Origin of the sequence: Bacillus sp. B4EP4a (assembly GCF_006680105.1) — a bacterium.
Lineage (GTDB): Bacteria > Bacillota > Bacilli > Bacillales > DSM-1321 > Peribacillus > Peribacillus simplex_E.
On record NZ_VHIK01000041.1, the window covers coordinates 17,154 to 35,964 of the forward strand.

An 18,811-nucleotide genomic window follows, 5' to 3' on the forward strand; every position below is an offset into this window, starting at 1 on the left:
AAAAATCATGTGAGATTATATAACATACTTGTTGTTATAAATAGTGACCTCTCCTATAATCAAACACATAATCCTTTCAAAAAAATCTTATTGGAGGACAAAACATGGCTAAGCAGAAATTGGCACTCATTGGGAATGGTATGGCTGGAGTAAGATGTATAGAAGAAATTTTGAAAATTCAACCAGAAAGGTTTGAGGTGACTGTCTTCGGAAGTGAGCCACATCCGAATTATGATCGAATCCAACTTTCGAATGTATTGCAAGGGGCTACGACGATAGATGATATTACAATAAATGATTGGAACTGGTACAAAGAGAATAATATTACACTTTTTTCAGGTGAAACGGTCACGAACATCGACACCGCAAAGCAAATCATATACTCAGACAAAAATCGAGCAGTCGAATATGATCAATTAATTTTAGCAACCGGGTCAATCCCTTTCATTCTACCGATAAAGGGTGCTGATAAAAAAGGAGTGACAGCCTTTCGAAATATTGAAGATTGTGAAAAAATGATTGAATATTCAAAAAGTTATAAAAAGGCAGCAGTCATTGGCGGAGGATTACTGGGTCTTGAAGCGGCCAGGGGTCTTTTAAATCTAGGTATGCAGGTAGATGTTATTCACCTTTCGGAATATTTGATGGATAGGCAGTTGGACCCAACAGCAGGAAAAATGCTGCAAAGGGAACTTGAAAGCCAGGGAATGAATTTTTATCTTGGGAAACAAACACAGGAGGTTTTAGGTGAGTTTGATGTTAAAGGATTACGCTTTAGTGATGGGGAGGAAATCAGCGCCGATTTAGTGGTCATGGCAGTTGGGATTAAGCCCAATGTTCAATTGGCCAATGATTGCGGCATCCCTGTCAATCGTGGAATTATCGTGGACGATTATATGAAGACAAGAATTCCGAATATTTATTCGGTCGGTGAATGTGCGGAACACCGTGAGATGGTGTATGGTTTGGTCGCTCCCCTTTATGAACAAGGCAAAGTATTAGCCAAAAAGATTTGCGGGCTGGAAGGCAAAGCTTACGAGGGTTCAGTGCTGTCTACTAAGTTAAAAGTATCTGGTGTTGATGTATTTTCGGCTGGGGAAATTTTCGAGGATGAACAAGCTAAATCAATCAAAGAATTTAATGAATGGAATGGTACTTACAAAAAAGTAATGATTCGAAATGGGAAAATTTCTGGTGCGGTATTATTCGGGGATACAAAGGAAAGCAATAACCTATTGAGCATGATCAATAAAAATGCCGACGTTTCCGAATATCTAAAAGTTGGAACGAGTGGAGATCCCAGCAGTCTTGTCACTTCGATGTCACATGAAGAAATCGTCTGTGGTTGTAATGGTGTAACGAAGGGCGATATTGTGACGGCTATTGAATCTAAAGGGTTAACAAGTATCGAGGAAGTAAAAGGCTGCACAAATGCTTCCAGATCATGTGGGGGATGTAAGCCGTTAGTCAGTGATATTCTCGAGCTGACATTGGGCGCTGATTTCAGTGAGTCAAACCAGAAGGAATCCATATGCACGTGCACCACTTTATCCAGAGATGAAGTTGTTGCTGAAATACGCGAAAAAAACCTGACCCATACTCGAGAAGTCATGAATGTTCTCGGCTGGAATACAAGTGATGGATGCTCGAAGTGTAAACCGGCACTGAACTATTACTTAGGCATGATTCATCCTGTTGAATATGAGGACGAAAAAGAATCCCGCTATGTAAATGAAAGACTACATGCAAATATTCAAAAGGATGGTACATTTTCCGTTGTGCCAAGAATGTATGGGGGCGTCACTAATCCCGATCAATTACGGAAAATAGCAAATGTTGCCGATAAGTATAATGTTAAGTTACTTAAGGTTACAGGCGGGCAAAGAATAGATATGTTCGGCGTTGAAAAAGAAGACCTTCCAAGTGTATGGGCCGACCTGGATATGCCTTCCGGATATGCTTACGGAAAAACCCTTCGAACTGTGAAAACATGCGTAGGGGAAAACTTTTGCCGCTTTGGCACCCAGGATTCAATTGGGCTTGGCATTGCGCTGGAGAAGAAATTTGAACGTGTAGGCACACCGCATAAGGTTAAGATGGCCGTGTCGGCATGTCCTCGTAATTGTGCTGAATCCGGTATCAAAGATCTTGGTGTTGTCGGCGTGGATGGTGCATGGGAAATTTATATTGGCGGCAACGGCGGAACCCATTTAAGAGCTGCTGAATTATTATGCAAAGTGAAAACAAGTGATGAGGTAATTGAAATTGCAGGTGCATACCTCCAACATTATCGGGAGACTGCCAATTATTTAGAAAGAACGTCTGTCTGGGTGGAGCGTGTAGGGTTCGATACCATTAAGACGATTATTGGTGATAAACAAAAAAGAATTGAGCTTAATCAACGTTTAGATGAGGCCATTTCGGTATTGCAAGAACCGTGGAAAGAAATCATTGAGAGCAATGCGATCCAAACCGGTTTATTTCAAAAAGTGAAAATTCCAGCTATATCAAATAAATGAATATGGGGGAAGCCTACATGGGGAAGACTCTTCAAAAAATAAAGGTTTCAACAGTAAATGAGATGCCAAAAAACCTAGGGAAAACAGTAACCATAGGCTCTCATGAAATTGCTCTTTTTCATTTAGCAAATGGTGAATTCCGAGCTATTGAAAATCGTTGCCCACATAAAGGCGGTGTTCTGGTGGAAGGCATTGTGAGTGGTGATCACGTCTTTTGCCCGATGCATGACTGGAAAATCAGTGTCAAGAATGGAGAAGTCCAAAAACCTGATAATGGTTGCGTAAAAACATTCAATGTTGAAATAGAAGATGGTAATGTTTATATTGTTTTATAAAAATGTAGATAACCCGCTGCTCTGGATAGTCTCTTAGGGACTATCCATTTTTTCTTTTAGGAGATATGAACTAAATTACCATGACGAAATAATTGATAAATATTTCCAAAACAAATATAATTTCCAGTAAAGGAGTGTCTTAATAAAACGAAAAGAATGTAAGCGACTTCAATGATAAACAAATGAATTAAGTTATTGGGGAAAGGTTGGCGTTCTTATGAACAAATTATCTGTTGGTGTTTTTACCTTTATGCTGTATTTTGTTCCTTTATCAAGTACTTCACCTGGATCAGCAGAAGTAAAACCAGATTACAAGCTTTATGTAATGGCCCCATTGGGTGAAATAACAGATTGGGATGCATTTGAAGCAGAGCTGACCCAGTTGAAGGAAAATGGAGTTTATGCAATAACGACAGATATCTGGTGGGGATTAGTCGAGAGTAAAAAAGATAATCAGTTTGATTGGACTTATTATAAAAAATATGGGGAAACAGTGAAAGCTTCCGGTTTAAAATGGGTGCCCATTTTGTCTACACATCAATGCGGCGGTAATGTGGGGGATGATTGTAACTATCCCATCCCGAGTTGGCTCTGGAATAAAGACACTGCCGAAAACATGGCTTTCAAGAGTGAGAGTGGTTTCTGGAATAAGGAAGTACTTGCTCCTTGGTGGGAAGGTACAGCTGATCAATACAACGAATTGTACAAATCATTTGCAGAGAACTTTGCTGATCAGAAGGGTCTAATAGCTAAAATATATTTAAGTGCAGGACCAGCTGGGGAACTTAGATATCCCTCATACCAGAATGCTGATGGCTGGAATTATCCTGAAAGGGGACAACTTCAAGTTTATACAGAAGGAGCCAAACGGGATTTCAGGCTAACCATGAGAGAAAAATATTCAACGATAAAAAAATTAAATGCTGCTTGGGGCAAAACGTATAAAAACTGGAATGAGATACAGCCGCCAGGAAACGGGGATGAATTTTTCACAAAGGGCGGAGCAATCGATACACAATTTGGATATGACTTTATGCAGTGGTATCAAGGAGCACTCGAAAAGCATCTTGCAAAAATCTCTAAATTCGCCCATAAACATTTTGACAAAGTCTTTGGCGTGCCAATTGGAGCTAAAATCTCAGGAGTCCATTGGAAAATGAATGATCCCGTACTGCCGCATTCAGCAGAGTATAGTGCCGGCTACTATAACTACTCCAAATTATTGAATCAATTTAAGAAATCGAATATGGCCCTCACGTTCACCTGTTTGGAAATGGGAGATCAAGAAGCACATACTGCTCCATCTTATAGCGCTCCAAAAACGTTGGTGACCCATATTGCCTCTTTAACTAATGAAAAAGGAATTTCTTTAAACGGGGAAAACGCACTCCCGCTGATCAATAATGAAAGGGGCTTTGACAATATAGCAGAAATGGTTTTTAACCATGGTTTTGAGGGATTTACCTTGCTAAGGATGTCCTATTTATTCGACGATGAAGGAAATCCAACAAATGAGTTCAGGCTGATGGCTGATAAATTGGAAGGCATGTCGATTCCAGTTACATTCACAGTTGAAAATGTACCTCCCACACATGGAGTTTACTTAATTGGGGATAGAGGAGAAATCGGCAGGTGGAATCCTGAAGATTACGAATATAAACTCACTCAAAACAAAGATGGCAGCTGGAGTGGAACATTCCGTTTAGCCGCAGATCGATTCTATGAATTCAAGTTCGTCCTGAAAGATGAAAATGGCAATATTACTTGGCAAGATGGGGAAAATAATAGTTATAAAACTCCTTTGAATGGAGAAGGAAACTATAAAACTTCATGGTAGATGGATATATAGGGCAATGAGGAAATCGACGTTCAAAACCTCGCTTTCCGCCCTCGGTTTTTGCGCTTGTGGGCTCTCAATTGGACGCGCTTTTCCCGCATTAGTCTTGAACACTCGTTCTAATCAACTTTGTATAAAAAATTTAGATAGAAACCCTTTTGTCGACAAAAGGAGGTTCGGAATGCTCTCACAACTATGATTCTAAAGGTAAACTTAATATCCTTCTGTTTTTTTACTTCTTTATATGCATGAATCCCTGAATAGATTTAAGAAATTTGCGACACTCCTGCCGAATAACTGGCTAGCCGAGACCCCACAGACGCTTTGCTTTGATGAGGCTTGGCAGACAGTCTGCGGAAAGGGAGCGGATTTCTGAAATCATCTGGAATATTTTTTAGAGGTTTTAAAGCCTGAAGAGTTAAAGTTCAAATTTTACAGCATGACTAACTCAGTAGAACTTGTGGGAAGAATATAAGGAATGGAAAGTCATCACAAGTTAGGGTCATAGTATAAATCCTGAAGTCAATTATTCTGTAAATTTGCGTAAAGACCGCAATATTTGGGGCAATATTATTTTAGGACTTAAATGATCTGGACTTACATTAAATAAACATGTGGACTATTTTTGAACTAAACAACAAGTAAGGGAGGAATTGAAATAAATGAAGACAATGATTACATGGACAGGGGAAATGGCCTTTTCTGGCACAACTCCGTCGGGACATGAAATAAAGATGGATGCTGCCGAAGATGTAGGAGGAAAAAATAGCGGAGCAAGACCTACTGAGTTACTTTTACATTCTCTTGCCGGGTGCACAGGCATTGATATTGTAATGATTTTAAAAAAGATGCGATTTGAAACAAAAGCCTTTCAAATAGAAATAGAAGGGGCACGATCGGAAAATCACCCTAAGCGGTTTACCGATTTTCAAATCCACTATTTATTGGAGGGTGATCTTCCTGAAGATAAAGTGGTCCGTGCGATTCAATTATCCAAAAATACGTACTGTTCAGTATATCACTCATTAAATGCCAACATTAAAATCAGCTATTCGATAAATGGTGTTAAAGGAAAACAAGACTTATAATGTTTTAGTTAAGGGACTACCATTTAACAGAAAGTTGTATTACATCCATATAAGAAAAACAGCCTTCAATTTCTATGCAAATGGAGGCTGTTTTCGACTGAAATGAACATCCTTGTTTTATGGATAATCATTTTTAAACCTAAGAAAAAAATCCCTCTATATGTTAATCCAAGCCGTATTCTTAAGAAAAAATCATCCTACAATTTGTTTTTCAGGTAACAGAACTCCATTTTCCGGAAGGAAAGGGTTTATTTAGTTAGCAAGTAATCAAATTGTAATCGTTTGTCATTGGAATGCCCTTGATGTTAGGAGTTTATCCATATAAACTTTAGATACAATTGAGGAGTGGTTAAGTTGAAAGAGATAACAATTGACAAATTAAATTTTAAAGATCATTTATCGATGATTGAACAATATTCATTGAAAGATTTCATGTTTAAGTGGCTCGGCAGCCCCGAAGAAGGATTGGATGATCTTCTTCCGCTTACATACACAGATCAAGTTTTTGCAAAAATGGAAACGACATTGGAGACAAAAATAAAGATCAACGGAGAAGAAACCTTCAGATATGTCACCATTACGGAAGATAATCAAATTGTAATAGGGGGCTTGGACTCGAATCAAGAGTTAAAGTTTAGAATTGTGTCCCTGGAGGAGCGTTTGAAAAGCTACTAAAGCTTTAAGTTTTGCATTGTATACTTTTTAGATTGAATCATATTTTCAGATAAATAATTTAAGACCGTTCCTGTTTATTAGAGGAACGGTCTTTTTATTTTTTTCATCACGTTAAGATCAGCGTCAATACCATATAAGATTTTGATCTGTACTTGAAAGCAATAGGAAATTCATACCTTTGGCCCGTTGAGCGAGTAGTACTATAAACTTGGGATATTTTTTGGATTTATTTAACAAAATATAAACGATTATTGATTTGTCTTAGTGTATTATAAAGTAATGAAGTCAATTAAAACACTTGGGGGGAATTGAGATGAGCAAGACTTTGGCTAGTTCAATAAAAACGCTTTTGAAAGAAACGTTTGAAGGACCGGGAAATGAAGGGAGCTATTATACTGAATCGAAACCGAATACCGGGGTTTTTGGTACACTTGATGGTTTAACCGCAGAAGATGCTTCACGTTCCATAAATGGATCAACCATTGCTGCTCATTCTGACCACATACGGTATTATTTGTGGGTGATCCGAACAATGATCAGTGGTGCAAACTTCGAGAAAGATTGGGACGCAAGCTGGACCATTCATCATGTTGATGAGGTGAAATGGGCGGAAATCAGGGAGGGATTACATAAAGAATATGTAACTCTTTTCGAAGAAATCGACACAATCGATTTAGGAAAATGGCTGACAAATGTAAATGCGACCATTGCCCACTCGGCTTATCATCTTGGAGCGTTACGGCAAATGTTAAAAAGCCTTGAAATAGAAAAATAATTTACAATATTGAGGGTTTGTAAAATGATTGGAGCGATTTGCACCTGTGGGGTCTCCTTTGGACGCGCTTTTCCCGCGGGAGTCTCGTACACCCGTTCCAATCAACTTTGTTAAAAAATTAGATAAAATGGTCCCAGCCCGAAGCATGATTTTGAATCAAGCCTAGGAAGTCCTTCATGTTTTTTCCTGTAATCCTTATTGGGTTGAAGAAAATTGCGACACTTCGGCCGTAGAACTGGCTATCCGAGACCCCAGAGAAGCTTACGGCGAGGAGGCTTGGCAGACAGTCTGCGGAAAGGAAGCGGATTTCTGAAAAGAAGCTGGAACTTTTTTTGGGGTTTGTAAAATCTTATCGTTTATTTCCTTTTCATATACTTTAATGAAGTCATTATTCATTCATACATATCACGCCGTCATTCTTTGCCACTTCAATTCCTTCAGCCTGTCGTTTGCTTATTTTTTTATATTCTTGCTCAGCCACATATGAAAGCAGAGTTAAAAATTGGTCCTCCAATAATTTTTCAGTATCACCCATACCTCTCGATTTCCTACTATCAAAAAGTGCCTCATTTTCAAGTATCACAATATCTGCGTTCAAATCTCAAGTAATCTATTGAACAAATAATAAAGAAGGAATCTATAAGCTTAATGATGGGAGAATAAAACAAAAAATGTGATGTCAATAATAAAATTGACAGGACACCAGTTGGTGTCATATAATAAGACACCAATTAGTGTCCTATTAAGGGGGGGTGATTTTGAACGAAAAAAATCAAGAGCGTGATATTTATGTAGCCATCGCTGACCCAACAAGACGTAAATTGCTACGTTTGTTGGCGGACGTGGAAGAATTGCCACTCAATGGGATGTCCGTTCATTTTGAAATGGGTCGTACTGCGGTTTCAAAGCATTTGGCAATCCTTAAGGAGGCTGGTCTCGTAATCAGCAGAAAGGTCGGCAGGGAAACGCGTTATCGGCTGAATGCTGCCCCGTTGAAAGAAATTGAGGATTGGGTATCGTTTTACAAGAGATTCTGGAGTGAAAGAATGTTACTTTTAAACCAAATATTACAGGAGGAACAAAAAATGACTTTAACAGTATCACAAGATTTTAATTTTAAGAGCCCGATCGAGAAGGTATGGCTCGCCTTAACAGATGCAAATACTCTTGCAAAATGGGTAATGGCTAATGATTTTAAACCTGTCGTCGGGCATAAATTTCAGTTTCGGAATGAACAGTGGAATTTAATTATTGATTCAGAAGTTCTTGAAATGGAGGAGCCTTATAAGTTATCTTACACTTGGGTAGGTGGCGGGATAAACACTACAGTCACATGGACATTAAAGCACGAGGATGGAACAACCTACTTACATCTTGAACAAACAGGATTCGAAAAAGAAGATCAAGCGTTCAATGGTGCGAAATTTGGTTGGGCGAGAATGGGCGAAGATCTAAAAAAAGTGTTAGAGGAAATGTAAGACCAAACTTCCGAACTTGTTTTTTAGTATTTAGCTAACATATAGGAAAAAGCAAACTGCTCGGAAAGAGGAGTGTTCCGTGATGACAAATAGTAGAATGAATCCTAAAGTTGATGAATTTATAAGTAAAGCTAAAAAGTGGAAAGAAGAATATGAGACGCTGAGAAATATCGTTCTTGATTGTGAGCTGACCGAAGAATTTAAGTGGATGCATCCTTGTTACACGTTTGAGAATAAAAACATAGTTTTAATACATGGATTTAAAGAATATTGTGCGCTCCTGTTTCACAAAGGTGCCTTGTTAAAGGATGCCCATGGGATTCTAATCCAACAAACGGAGAATGTACAGGGGGCGCGCCAGATTCGCTTCACCAATGTTCAAGAAATAGTTGCAACGGAAACCATTCTGAAGGCCTATATCCATGAAGCCATTGAAGTTGAAAAAGCCGGTTTGGAAGTGAATTATAAAAAAAATACAGAATTTATAATTCCTGAAGAACTTCAAAAAAAATTCAATGAAATTCCATCCTTGAAAACAGCTTTTGAGGCATTGACCCCGGGACGGCAAAGAGCGTACATTCTTCATTTTTCACAACCCAAACAATCCAAAACTCGAGAGTCAAGGGTTGAAAAATGTATGAAGAAAATTCTCGATGGAAAGGGATTAAATGATTAGTATATTCGATGAGAAAATAAATTAATCAAGTTTCAAGATATTTCCTCTACCTGCGACATCCAAATAACCTACTGGTAAAAAACAAAAGTGATACGTAGAGTATATGCAAACTACTACCGTACAACAGGCTTAAGCATTCCAACTAAGAAAAGAAAAATACACAAAAAAGTGTACCCTTTGGCTTTTATTGAAAGGTACGCTTTTTTGAACTAAAGGGTGTTTATAATGAACTCCAACAAAACCATCTAATAAAAATAATGTGTAAATCCATTATAGGGCGCTTTTATGGAGTAACAAAAAAGCCTAATTTCTCAGTGAATTGGGCTCTTAATTCTGGAATTTCGATTTAAGAAAATGGCGTTTCTTTACTTTTGGCAATGTCTGGAGGTTCCCGATGGTTTAATCCCGAACCATGTTTATAAAAGAAAACTTCGTTATCCTTCATGTTATTTTTTTTATATGGAAGAAACCCTTATTAAATTGAAGATTTGCGACACTCCTGCCGAATAACTGGCTAGCAGAGACCACACAGGCGCTTGCTATGATGAGACTTGGCAGACAGTCGGCGGATAGGGAGCGGATTTCGGAAATCAACTGGCTCCTTTTTAGGTAAACTGAATCTTTTTCTAATTTCATAAAAATTAGAAGTCTATTCCTAATCTAAAACCCGGCAAAGGTTGCTGGGTTTATATTTATTTCGTTTGATAGAATCACATACCTTTTTGTAGATTATTGTTAGATTGTGTCAGAATATACTAAGAATTTAAAGGGTTCAAGTCCTAATTGGAGAAGTATATTATCATGATGTTTTTAGCCGAGGAATATTAACTGCAGGATTTTGACATAGGAGGAGGGCTCTTAATTAAAAAGCAGCTGTTTATAATAAGTATATTTTGCTTGATAGTCTTTGTTCAAACGCTTTGGTCTCCCGCTGTTTATGCTGAACAAAAAACCTTTATAATTGCTGGGGAAAGTGCTCTTCCTCCATTTTCATTTGAAAATGAAGCTGGTGAGCTGACAGGCATCAATATTGATTTAATGGAGGAAATAGCAAAATTTAATGGCGTAGATTTCAAATATATTCCGATGAGAATGGAAGAAGCCGAAAAAGCTTTAAGTAATGGAACAATTGATGCAATTGTTGGAAGTACCTATAATACCGAAAAAGATAACCAACTTGATTTCACTCAATCCTATTTTACAATGTCCCAATCAATTATCATTCCTAGTAATAGGAAACAGGATATTCATACGTTAACGGATCTACGTGATTCACATGTTGTCCTTGACCAAAACACTCCAGTAATCAGTACATTTCTCAATATGAGGAATACAAATTTAACGACCGTTTCAAATCAATACTCGGGTATTTTAACATTATTGAACAACCGTGCAGATGTATTCATCGGAAACAAATGGACTGCAGATTTCTATTTAAAAAAGTTCCGCCAAGAAAAGAATTACATCATTCTCAATGAAGTCATTGAACCAGCGGATTATACGATTGCAGTGAAAAAAGGGAATCAATCGCTTCTTTTCATGATGGATAATACACTCACAGAACTTAAAGCCAACCGAAATATCAATGGGATAATCGATAAATGGGTCATGCCACAATCCAATCAAAAAATTGCCAGGCTGGAGCAATTCATATTCTGGTTGATCATAATTCTAACTGCCGTGGCCCTTATCCTTCTAATCATCTACATATGGAATCAAAAGCTAAAAAAATCCGTTCATAACCAGACGTTAAAATTACATTTATTAAATAAGGATTTGGAGAAACAACGGCAAAACATTGCTAATGCTGAAGCGTTCAAAGATCAAATCTTAAACAATATCAATCATGGAATCATTACATTCGATCTCGATTTCATGATTACCAGCTGCAATGCAAAGGCATCAGAAATTCTTAACATTTCCAAGGAAATGATTCTGAATTTTATGAATCATTCACAATTAATGAGGAATTTCGGGGCTTTACATCAAGAACAAAATGAGAATAATCGTACGGGTTCTTTTCGAATCTTGGTATTTGATGAGGAAAATGAACAGAAGGTGATTTCATATTCGATGCATAAGATGTTCAACTCTGAAGATATACAAACCGGATACTTACTTTCCATGAATGATGAGACGGAAAAGAAAACATTGGAGAAAAAATTGGTCACACAAGAAAAGCTGCACGCTCTTGGTCAACTAGTTGCAGGTGTCGCACATGAAATAAGGAATCCTTTGACATCGATTAAAACATTTATTGATTTACTTCCGAGTAAATATGATAATCCTCAATTCCGACAAGTTCTAATGGAGCACTTGCCTACTGAAGTTAACCGTTTGAATGCGATTGTTACTGATTTAATTGAATATGCACGTCCGCGTCCGCCAAATATTACAAATTGCCGCGCTCATGAACTTATATCATTACTTGCTTTTCATAAAGTGACAATGGGGAAAAAACAAATAAATTTCGAGCAGACGATTGAGGAGGACCTTATTTTTTATATAGACTTACAACAAATTCAACAAGTACTTCTTAACTTGGTGTTGAATTCGATTCATGCCGTTGAAGAAACAAAGGAAAAGACCATTAAAATCACCATTGATAAAGAGAACGAAAAGACAGGCCGGATTACTATATCCGATACTGGAAAAGGGATGAAACAGGAGGAACTGAACCATATTTTCGAGCCTTTTTTCACAAATAAAGAAAAGGGCGTCGGTTTGGGACTAACGTTATCGTATAGGTTAATTAAAGAAAATAACGGAGATATCCATGTGAAAAGTTATCCTAATTCAGGTACGAAATTCACCATTTCACTACCTTTATATATCGAATAGAATCCTAGAAAGAGGAGGAGTAATATGAAAATGCGTGTATTGGTGATTGATGATGAACCTGCTATTTGCACCGCTCTTAGCTTTGCATTGGAAGATTCTTATCAGGTCGTGACAACTACTGACCCGGATGAGGGGCTCCGGAAGATCGACAATCAGGCTTTTGATATTGTGTTACTAGATTTGAGAATAGGAAATAAAAGTGGACTTGATGTCCTGCCGAAAATCAAACAAATAGCACCTAACGTAACAGTCATCATGATGACTGCCTATTCATCCATTGAAACTTCCATCGAGGCCATAAAAAAGGGGGCCTACTACTATATTGAAAAGCCAATTAATATTGAAGAACTTTCTTTGCTCTTGATGAGGGCAGCCGAATTCAAACAGATGTCCAATCAATTGGAGACATTACATGAAGAATTGGAGATTCAAAAGGGATTTGGTAACTTCCTTGGTAACAGCAAGGCGATGCAGCGTATTTTCTCAATGATCGAAAGAGTGAAAGATATTGATTCCAGTGTTCTTATCACGGGTGAAAGTGGTACTGGAAAGGAGCTTGTAGCCCGAAACATCCATACGCTAGGAAGAAGGAAAAACAATCCAATGCAGATTGTCAATTGTGCAGCAATTCCTGAGATGCTACTGGAATCTGAGTTGTTCGGTTATGAGAAGGGAGCATTTTCCGGTGCAACACAGAGGAAGGAAGGGAAATTCGTTGCGGCTAATGGAGGCATCCTTTTTCTCGATGAGATTAGTGAAATGCCCCTTCCTCTTCAAGCCAAATTATTACGAGTATTGCAGGAAAGGGAAGTGACGCCTCTGGGGTCCAATACAAAAATCTCATTGGATGTCCGTATTATAAGTGCAGCAAATAAAAACTTGGAACAAATGGTGATGGAAGGGGAATTTAGGGAGGATTTGTATTTCAGGCTAAATGTCATTCCCATCTCGATGCCGCCTCTCAGAGATAGAAAAGAAGATTTACCGATCCTTATGGATTATTTCATAAAAAAGCACGCTAAGGATATGAATCGAGAAGATAAGACTTTCTCGGCAGCCGCACGTCGGATTTTACTGGATTATCATTACCCTGGGAATGTCCGTGAGCTTGGTAACATTATAGAATATGCTGTCGCCCTATCAAACTCGAAAAAAATGGAGGATACCGACTTGCCGCAATATGTTCAAGAGCAGAAGTTCATTCTCCACCCGGATGGCAATGACGACGATTTTAATAGTTTCAAAATCCCAATTGGCATATCCATGAAAGAGATAGAAGAAAAAGTCATAACGGCCACTCTTCAATACTGTAAAAACCATCGGCAAAAAACAGCTCAAATCCTAAAAATTTCTGAAAGAAGCCTGCGTGATAAAATCAAGCTCATTTCAAAAGGAGAATAAAAGGTTCAACGTGTTAATCGGCATTTTTTTCTGGATAACCGGCAAAAATTGCCGATTTATACTTGTATATCATGCAATAAATCGGCAGGATTCGCGTTTTAAAGCAGAAAATCGACTTGGCATGGTATTTGCATCTAATACAATAAGAAAGGAGGGCCACAATGAAGAATGGAGCACTCTTTATAAAAGTCGCTTTGTTATTTTGTTTCATGACAGGATGTTCTTTTATGAATGAGCAGCAGGAAATATCTAAACCTGCTTCTACCTTGATTCAGAGTCAACTAACTTCTGAAGGACAGGACTTAAATAATAGGATGCTAATCATTGGAACTGGAGATATGACAGGAGTTTATTTTTCATTAGGTCAAAGATTATCAAATATGTATGAAAAATATAATGGAACTGTCTCAGGTACCCAGGTAACCCAGGCTTCCATCGAAAATACTGAATTGGTTAGCCGCCATCGTGCAGAAATTGGTTTCACCACAGTGGATGTACTGGATTTGCCTGAAACGGATAAATCCAAGTTAAGAGCTTTAACGGCCCTATATTCCAATTATGTACAAATTGTTACTACTAAACAAAATGATATTGATTCCTTAAAAGATTTAGTTGGTAAACGCATTAGTGTGGGAACGGCAGGAAGCGGTACAAGGCTTATTGCAGAGCGGATACTGTTAGAATCTGATTTACCGACTGATCAATTGAATTTATCCTATCTTTCTTTTTCTCAATCTGCAGAAGCATTACGAAATGGTACCATTGATGCAGCTTTCTTTTCTTCGGGAATCCCGAATAATGAAATCGCTTTCATATCCAAGCAGACGGAACTATCTTTTATTCCAATCCCGGGAGACATCATTGAAGGTCTTCAAAAACAATATGGAGTTTATACTCATGATGAAATTCCCAGAGATACATACGGGGGAATGAAAAAAAATGTCCAAACGATTTCAATTAAAAATGTCCTGGTAACCTACAAGGAAATGTCTGACCCTCATGCATACAGTCTTGTGAAAACATTATATGAACACCTGCCTGAACTACAGCATACACATCCAGCTGCTTCTGATATTTCAATAAATGAAGCAACTAAACAAGTTCCACTTGATTTTCATCAAGGGGCCATGAATTATTTTAACGAACAAGGAATTATTGGAGATCAATGAAAAACGGGAGGTAATGACTATGAAAAAACTGCTGAGTCTTTTATCAATAATAGTATTGATCGCTCTTGCGGGATGTGGTAATCCTACTCCGCAAAAACCGGGGGAATCCGTCCAAACAGATGCAGGTGAAAAAGGAGAGAAAAAAATAACGATTGCTGGTAATGGCGGTGTCATTGAAAGTGCCATCAGAGATGTGATCGCACCAAAGTTCAAAGAAGAAACGGGAATCACTGTTAATTATATTTCCGGTTTATCAGGTGAAATCCTATCCAAAGTGGAATTACAGAAGAACGCTCCGCAAATAGATGTTGCTCTTTTTGTACCGGTTGATGTAATTCGAGCTAAGGAGAAGGAACTGATCGTACCAATTGATGAGTCCAATGTTCCCAATATGAAATCGGTGGATTCACGTTTCATTCCGGTTGAAAATGCTGCCGCGCCAGCATTCGGTTTAGTCATTGCGCCAGCTTATAATACGGAAACCTTTAAAAAGAAAGGGTTAAAATCAATTGAATCATGGAATGATCTTGTCTCACCGGATTACGAGGGTAAAACGGCATTTTCAGATATTACGAATGACTGGGGTTTCAATACCCTTAATGGTCTGGCGATTTCAAACGGCGGCAGTACGGAAGACATGGAACCAGGCCTTGAAAAAGCAAAAGATCTTGCAGCTTATTCCAATACGTTTTATAAAAACTCAACGCAAATGATGCCAGCTGTCCAACAGGGAGCTGCTGACGTAACGGTCATGGGAAGTTATTCCATAGGCGAACTAGCCGTTTCAGGTATTCCCATTAAGATGGCCGTACCTAAAGAAGGTGTACCGCTTCAAGCTTTTAGTGCTGGTCTCGTGAAAAATACGCCTAATAGCAAAGAAGCCCTTGAATTCATCAACTATGTAATCAGTGAAGAAGCGCAAGCGTTAATTTCCGAAAAAGGATTTTATCCGACGGTAGAAGGAATGAAAATTCCAGAAAAATATGAAGAGTCAATCGGCCTTAAAGCAAGTGATAAAACATTCAAACCTGATTTCGCCAAGTTTGCCGAAATCCGCGCCGAGGTGTCAGACAGATGGGCGAAAGAGGTTACTCCTGAATTAGGGAAAAAACTCAAATAAAAAAGGAGCGTGTTGATCACATGGAAGTATTAAAAAAAGATGTGGAAATGAATAGGCAACCCCTGGAGGCAGTTCAGGGATTTGGATCAAACAAAAATGATGTAGAGATAAAAGGCGCGTTTAAACAATTTGGAGCGAATGTTGTCCTGAATGGCATTGATCTGGAGGTGAAACAAGGAGAGTTACTTACTCTTCTTGGGCCCTCAGGGTGCGGAAAGTCTACAACCTTGAACCTAATTGCAGGGTTCCTCGATGCAGATCGGGGTGAGGTCCATATTAAAGGCAACAATGTTACGAAGGTTCCGCCTTATAAGCGTGATTTAGGAATGGTTTTTCAAACTTATTCGCTTTTTCCTCATATGACAGTCTATGAAAATCTCAGTTTTGGCTTGAAACTGCGCAAAGTTAGTAAAGCTGAGCAAAAAAAGAAGATAAGTAAAGCGCTTGAATTAGTGAAAATGTCAGGATTGGAGAATCGTTATCCAAGGGAATTATCAGGAGGTCAGCGTCAGCGTGTTGCGATTTCCAGAGCACTTGTAGTTGAACCGGAGCTCCTTTTGCTTGACGAACCGCTTTCAAACCTTGATGCAAAGTTGCGCCATGAACTCAGGGCCGAGATAAAGCGCTTACAAAAGGAAATTGGCGTAACGACCATTTTTGTGACTCATGATCAAGAAGAAGCTCTTTCCATGTCTGATCGAGTCGTGGTCATGAATGCAGGGAAAATTGAACAAATCAGTACTCCGACTGAGATTTACAATCATCCCAAGACTGAATTCGTGTTTCAATTCATCGGGAAATCGAATTGTTTTGAAGGGAATGTGTCTGCTGTGGATAAGCGGAAAGTTTCAGTCAAGATAGGGCCTGATATCACTCATGTCGATGCAAACAACATCATGGGAAATGATAGTGATTTGAAAAACGGTGATGAGGTGAAGCTTTATATTAGACCAGAAAAACTGCAAATTGTTTCTCTTGATGAAAAATCTACCTCTCCATTGGATTTCCAACATGCTAAGATAAGCCAAATTAACTATCTTGGTACCTCTTGGGAAATCAATGTTCTATTACATGGGAAAAGTATTCAAGTATTGACTTCCGCTTTCGATTCATCATGGCAAAATGGAAGTGAGGTGTTGATTGGATGGAGCCCATCAGAAGTTATGCTAGTCAAGAAATAGAACAGGAAACGAATCCTATTGAACCGCAAAAGGAACCTAAAATCAAGAAAAGGAAAGTCTGGGTGCCGGGATTACTCCTTTTAACGCCGATTCTGCTTTTCATATTTGGTTTCTTTGTCATACCGATGTTATACATTTTATATTTAAGCTTCATATCAACAGATAATCTTGGAGGAGCGGATGCAGTTTATAGCCTAAAAAACTATACACAATTATTTACCGATAGCTATTACTTATCTTCTTTATGGCTGACAGTGAAAATCAGTTTATATTCGGTCTTGGTTGCTTTATTTCTTGGATATCCGGTAGCTTTGACGATGGCCAAAAGTTCAGCTCGGATCAGAGGGTATATCACTCTCTTGATCGTGTCACCGCTCTTGGTAAGTATAGTTGTCCGTAATTTTGGCTGGTACCTTTTGCTATTGCCTAACGGAACGATTAATCAAACCTTGATGGCCCTTGGCATAATAGATGCACCATTGAAACTATTGTTTTCGGAAATCGGAGTTGTGATTGGGCTATCCAATGCATATCTTCCTTTCATGATCTTATCCATCGTTGCCAGTCTTTATAATATTGATCCTTCTCTGGATAAGGCTGGAGCAATACTTGGGGCAAGCCCATTCAGAAGGTTCTTTTCGATTACATTGCCGTTAAGTATCCCTGGTATCGTATCTGGCTGCATTCTCGTATTCAGTTTATCAATGAGTGCTTATGTTACGCCTGCACTAATGGGGGGAGCCAATGTGCCCGTAATGCCTGTTGTCATCTATGATCAAATAAATAACTTGCTGCATTGGACATTCGGATCTGCTCTTTCTTATATTCTATTAGCAACCACTGTCATATCAGTGGCCGTCTTTACCAGGGTGTTTGAAAAAGGGAAATTCAAGGAGGTATTCCGATGATGAAAACGTTTGGCGGCCTTCGGATTGCCGTAGCCGTGTTAGCAATTATCTATATCTTGATACCGCTCATAGTCGTTATTCCCGCTTCTTTTACAAGTGCCAATTATCCAAGTTTTCCGGCTGAAGGCTTCTCACTGCAATGGTATGCCAAGATCTTGGAGCGTCCTGAATTTTTGGAAGCCTTTTTGAACAGTGCGAAGTTCGCAGCATTAGCTGCCCTTTTCTCCGTCATATTCGGAACTTTGGGTGCCCTTGGCATCGCAAAGTATGATATACCTGGAAAATCGTATATTACGGCCCTATTAACTTCTCCATTAAGTGTGCCGCAATTAGTCTTGGGGATTGCACTTTTAATGTACTTTACACCAATGATGCTTGCCGGTACGTCTACAGGATTTTTAATTGCCCATATCGTCATTTGCATACCATATGTTATGCGGCTCGTATTAACCGGTTTAAGTGGATTTGATTATAATCTCGAACGGGCCGCGGCGATACTTGGAGCGAATCCACTAACAGTATTCATGAAAGTGACACTGCCGCTAATTGGATCTGCGGCCATCTCAGGGGGATTATTCGCATTTTTAACATCATTTGATAATGTAACGGTCTCTCTCTTTATGGTATCACCGGAAATGAGAACGCTGCCGATCGAAATATTCTCGCAAATGCAGGATGCCTACAATCCAATCGTTGCATCCGTGTCAAGCGTGGTTATTTTCATATCAGTCCTTCTAATCGTCATACTTGAAAAAATTCAAGGTGTCGGGAAAGTTTTTGGTGGTTCCCATCATACTAACGGTTAAAA

The 18,811-nt window shown here is 38.7% G+C and carries 15 protein-coding genes and 2 pseudogenes; 16 read left to right on the forward strand and 1 reads right to left on the reverse strand.

The annotated features are described in order from the left end of the window. Positions 1–104 precede the first annotated feature (104 nt). From nirB to FNK51_RS20100, 6 genes are all read left to right on the forward strand, one after another. Positions 105–2,519, forward strand: a complete 2,415-nt coding sequence (nirB, locus tag FNK51_RS20075; RefSeq protein ID WP_141994450.1) for a nitrite reductase large subunit NirB — start codon at positions 105–107, stop codon at positions 2,517–2,519. A 17-nt stretch (positions 2,520–2,536) separates the two neighbouring features. Further along, positions 2,537–2,854: a nitrite reductase small subunit NirD gene (nirD, locus tag FNK51_RS20080; protein ID WP_098372390.1), complete on the forward strand. Its 318-nt coding sequence runs from the start codon at positions 2,537–2,539 to the stop codon at positions 2,852–2,854. A 217-nt stretch (positions 2,855–3,071) separates the two neighbouring features. Beyond that, the gene (locus tag FNK51_RS20085) at positions 3,072–4,691 is read left to right on the forward strand and encodes a family 14 glycosylhydrolase (RefSeq protein ID WP_286178795.1); all 1,620 of its coding nucleotides are present in this window, start codon (positions 3,072–3,074) and stop codon (positions 4,689–4,691) included. A gap of 662 nt (positions 4,692–5,353) precedes the next feature. Next, a complete protein-coding gene (locus tag FNK51_RS20090; protein ID WP_141994451.1) occupies positions 5,354–5,779 on the forward strand; it encodes an OsmC family protein in 426 nt (141 codons plus the stop codon). A 354-nt stretch (positions 5,780–6,133) separates the two neighbouring features. Continuing rightward, complete coding sequence (locus FNK51_RS20095) at positions 6,134–6,454, forward strand: hypothetical protein (RefSeq protein ID WP_098372388.1); 321 nt, start codon at positions 6,134–6,136, stop codon at positions 6,452–6,454. Positions 6,455–6,767: 313 nt separating this feature from the next. Continuing rightward, positions 6,768–7,229: a hypothetical protein gene (locus tag FNK51_RS20100; RefSeq protein WP_141994452.1), complete on the forward strand. Its 462-nt coding sequence runs from the start codon at positions 6,768–6,770 to the stop codon at positions 7,227–7,229. A 409-nt stretch (positions 7,230–7,638) separates the two neighbouring features. On the opposite strand, the pseudogene FNK51_RS20105 reads toward FNK51_RS20100, so the two are convergent. Then, a pseudogene (locus tag FNK51_RS20105) lies at positions 7,639–7,830 on the reverse strand (recombinase family protein); the annotation flags it as partial. Positions 7,831–7,981: 151 nt separating this feature from the next. Here FNK51_RS20105 and FNK51_RS27305 point away from each other — a divergent pair. The 10 genes and pseudogenes from FNK51_RS27305 to FNK51_RS20150 all read left to right on the forward strand — a co-directional run. Continuing rightward, positions 7,982–8,221, forward strand: a pseudogene (locus tag FNK51_RS27305) (ArsR/SmtB family transcription factor); the annotation flags it as partial. Positions 8,222–8,314: 93 nt separating this feature from the next. Beyond that, on the forward strand, positions 8,315–8,707 hold the full coding sequence (locus FNK51_RS27310) for an SRPBCC family protein (protein WP_260398101.1): 393 nt from the start codon (positions 8,315–8,317) through the stop codon (positions 8,705–8,707). Between the two features lie 82 nt (positions 8,708–8,789). Then, positions 8,790–9,383, forward strand: coding sequence for a YdeI/OmpD-associated family protein (locus tag FNK51_RS20115; RefSeq protein WP_098372385.1), 594 nt, complete (start codon positions 8,790–8,792; stop codon positions 9,381–9,383). Positions 9,384–10,280: 897 nt separating this feature from the next. Then, a complete protein-coding gene (locus FNK51_RS20120) occupies positions 10,281–12,224 on the forward strand; it encodes a transporter substrate-binding domain-containing protein (protein WP_141994453.1) in 1,944 nt (647 codons plus the stop codon). 24 nt (positions 12,225–12,248) lie between these two features. After that, a complete protein-coding gene (locus tag FNK51_RS20125; protein WP_286178796.1) occupies positions 12,249–13,625 on the forward strand; it encodes a sigma-54-dependent transcriptional regulator in 1,377 nt (458 codons plus the stop codon). Positions 13,626–13,786: 161 nt separating this feature from the next. After that, positions 13,787–14,794 carry a TAXI family TRAP transporter solute-binding subunit gene (locus tag FNK51_RS20130; protein ID WP_141994454.1) on the forward strand — a complete coding sequence of 336 codons (1,008 nt, stop codon included), beginning with the start codon at positions 13,787–13,789 and terminating at the stop codon, positions 14,792–14,794. A 19-nt stretch (positions 14,795–14,813) separates the two neighbouring features. Then, complete coding sequence (locus FNK51_RS20135) at positions 14,814–15,914, forward strand: ABC transporter substrate-binding protein (protein ID WP_141994455.1); 1,101 nt, start codon at positions 14,814–14,816, stop codon at positions 15,912–15,914. Positions 15,915–15,961: 47 nt separating this feature from the next. Then, entirely contained in the window at positions 15,962–17,095 is a 1,134-nt protein-coding gene (locus FNK51_RS20140; RefSeq protein ID WP_141994473.1) for an ABC transporter ATP-binding protein, read from the forward strand. Further along, complete coding sequence (locus tag FNK51_RS20145; protein WP_098372380.1) at positions 17,059–18,003, forward strand: ABC transporter permease; 945 nt, start codon at positions 17,059–17,061, stop codon at positions 18,001–18,003. Before FNK51_RS20140 ends, FNK51_RS20145 begins: the two co-directional genes overlap by 37 nt. After that, complete coding sequence (locus tag FNK51_RS20150) at positions 18,003–18,809, forward strand: ABC transporter permease (RefSeq protein WP_094246734.1); 807 nt, start codon at positions 18,003–18,005, stop codon at positions 18,807–18,809. The genes FNK51_RS20145 and FNK51_RS20150 overlap by 1 nt, the downstream gene beginning before the upstream one ends. Positions 18,810–18,811: the final 2 nt, after the last annotated feature.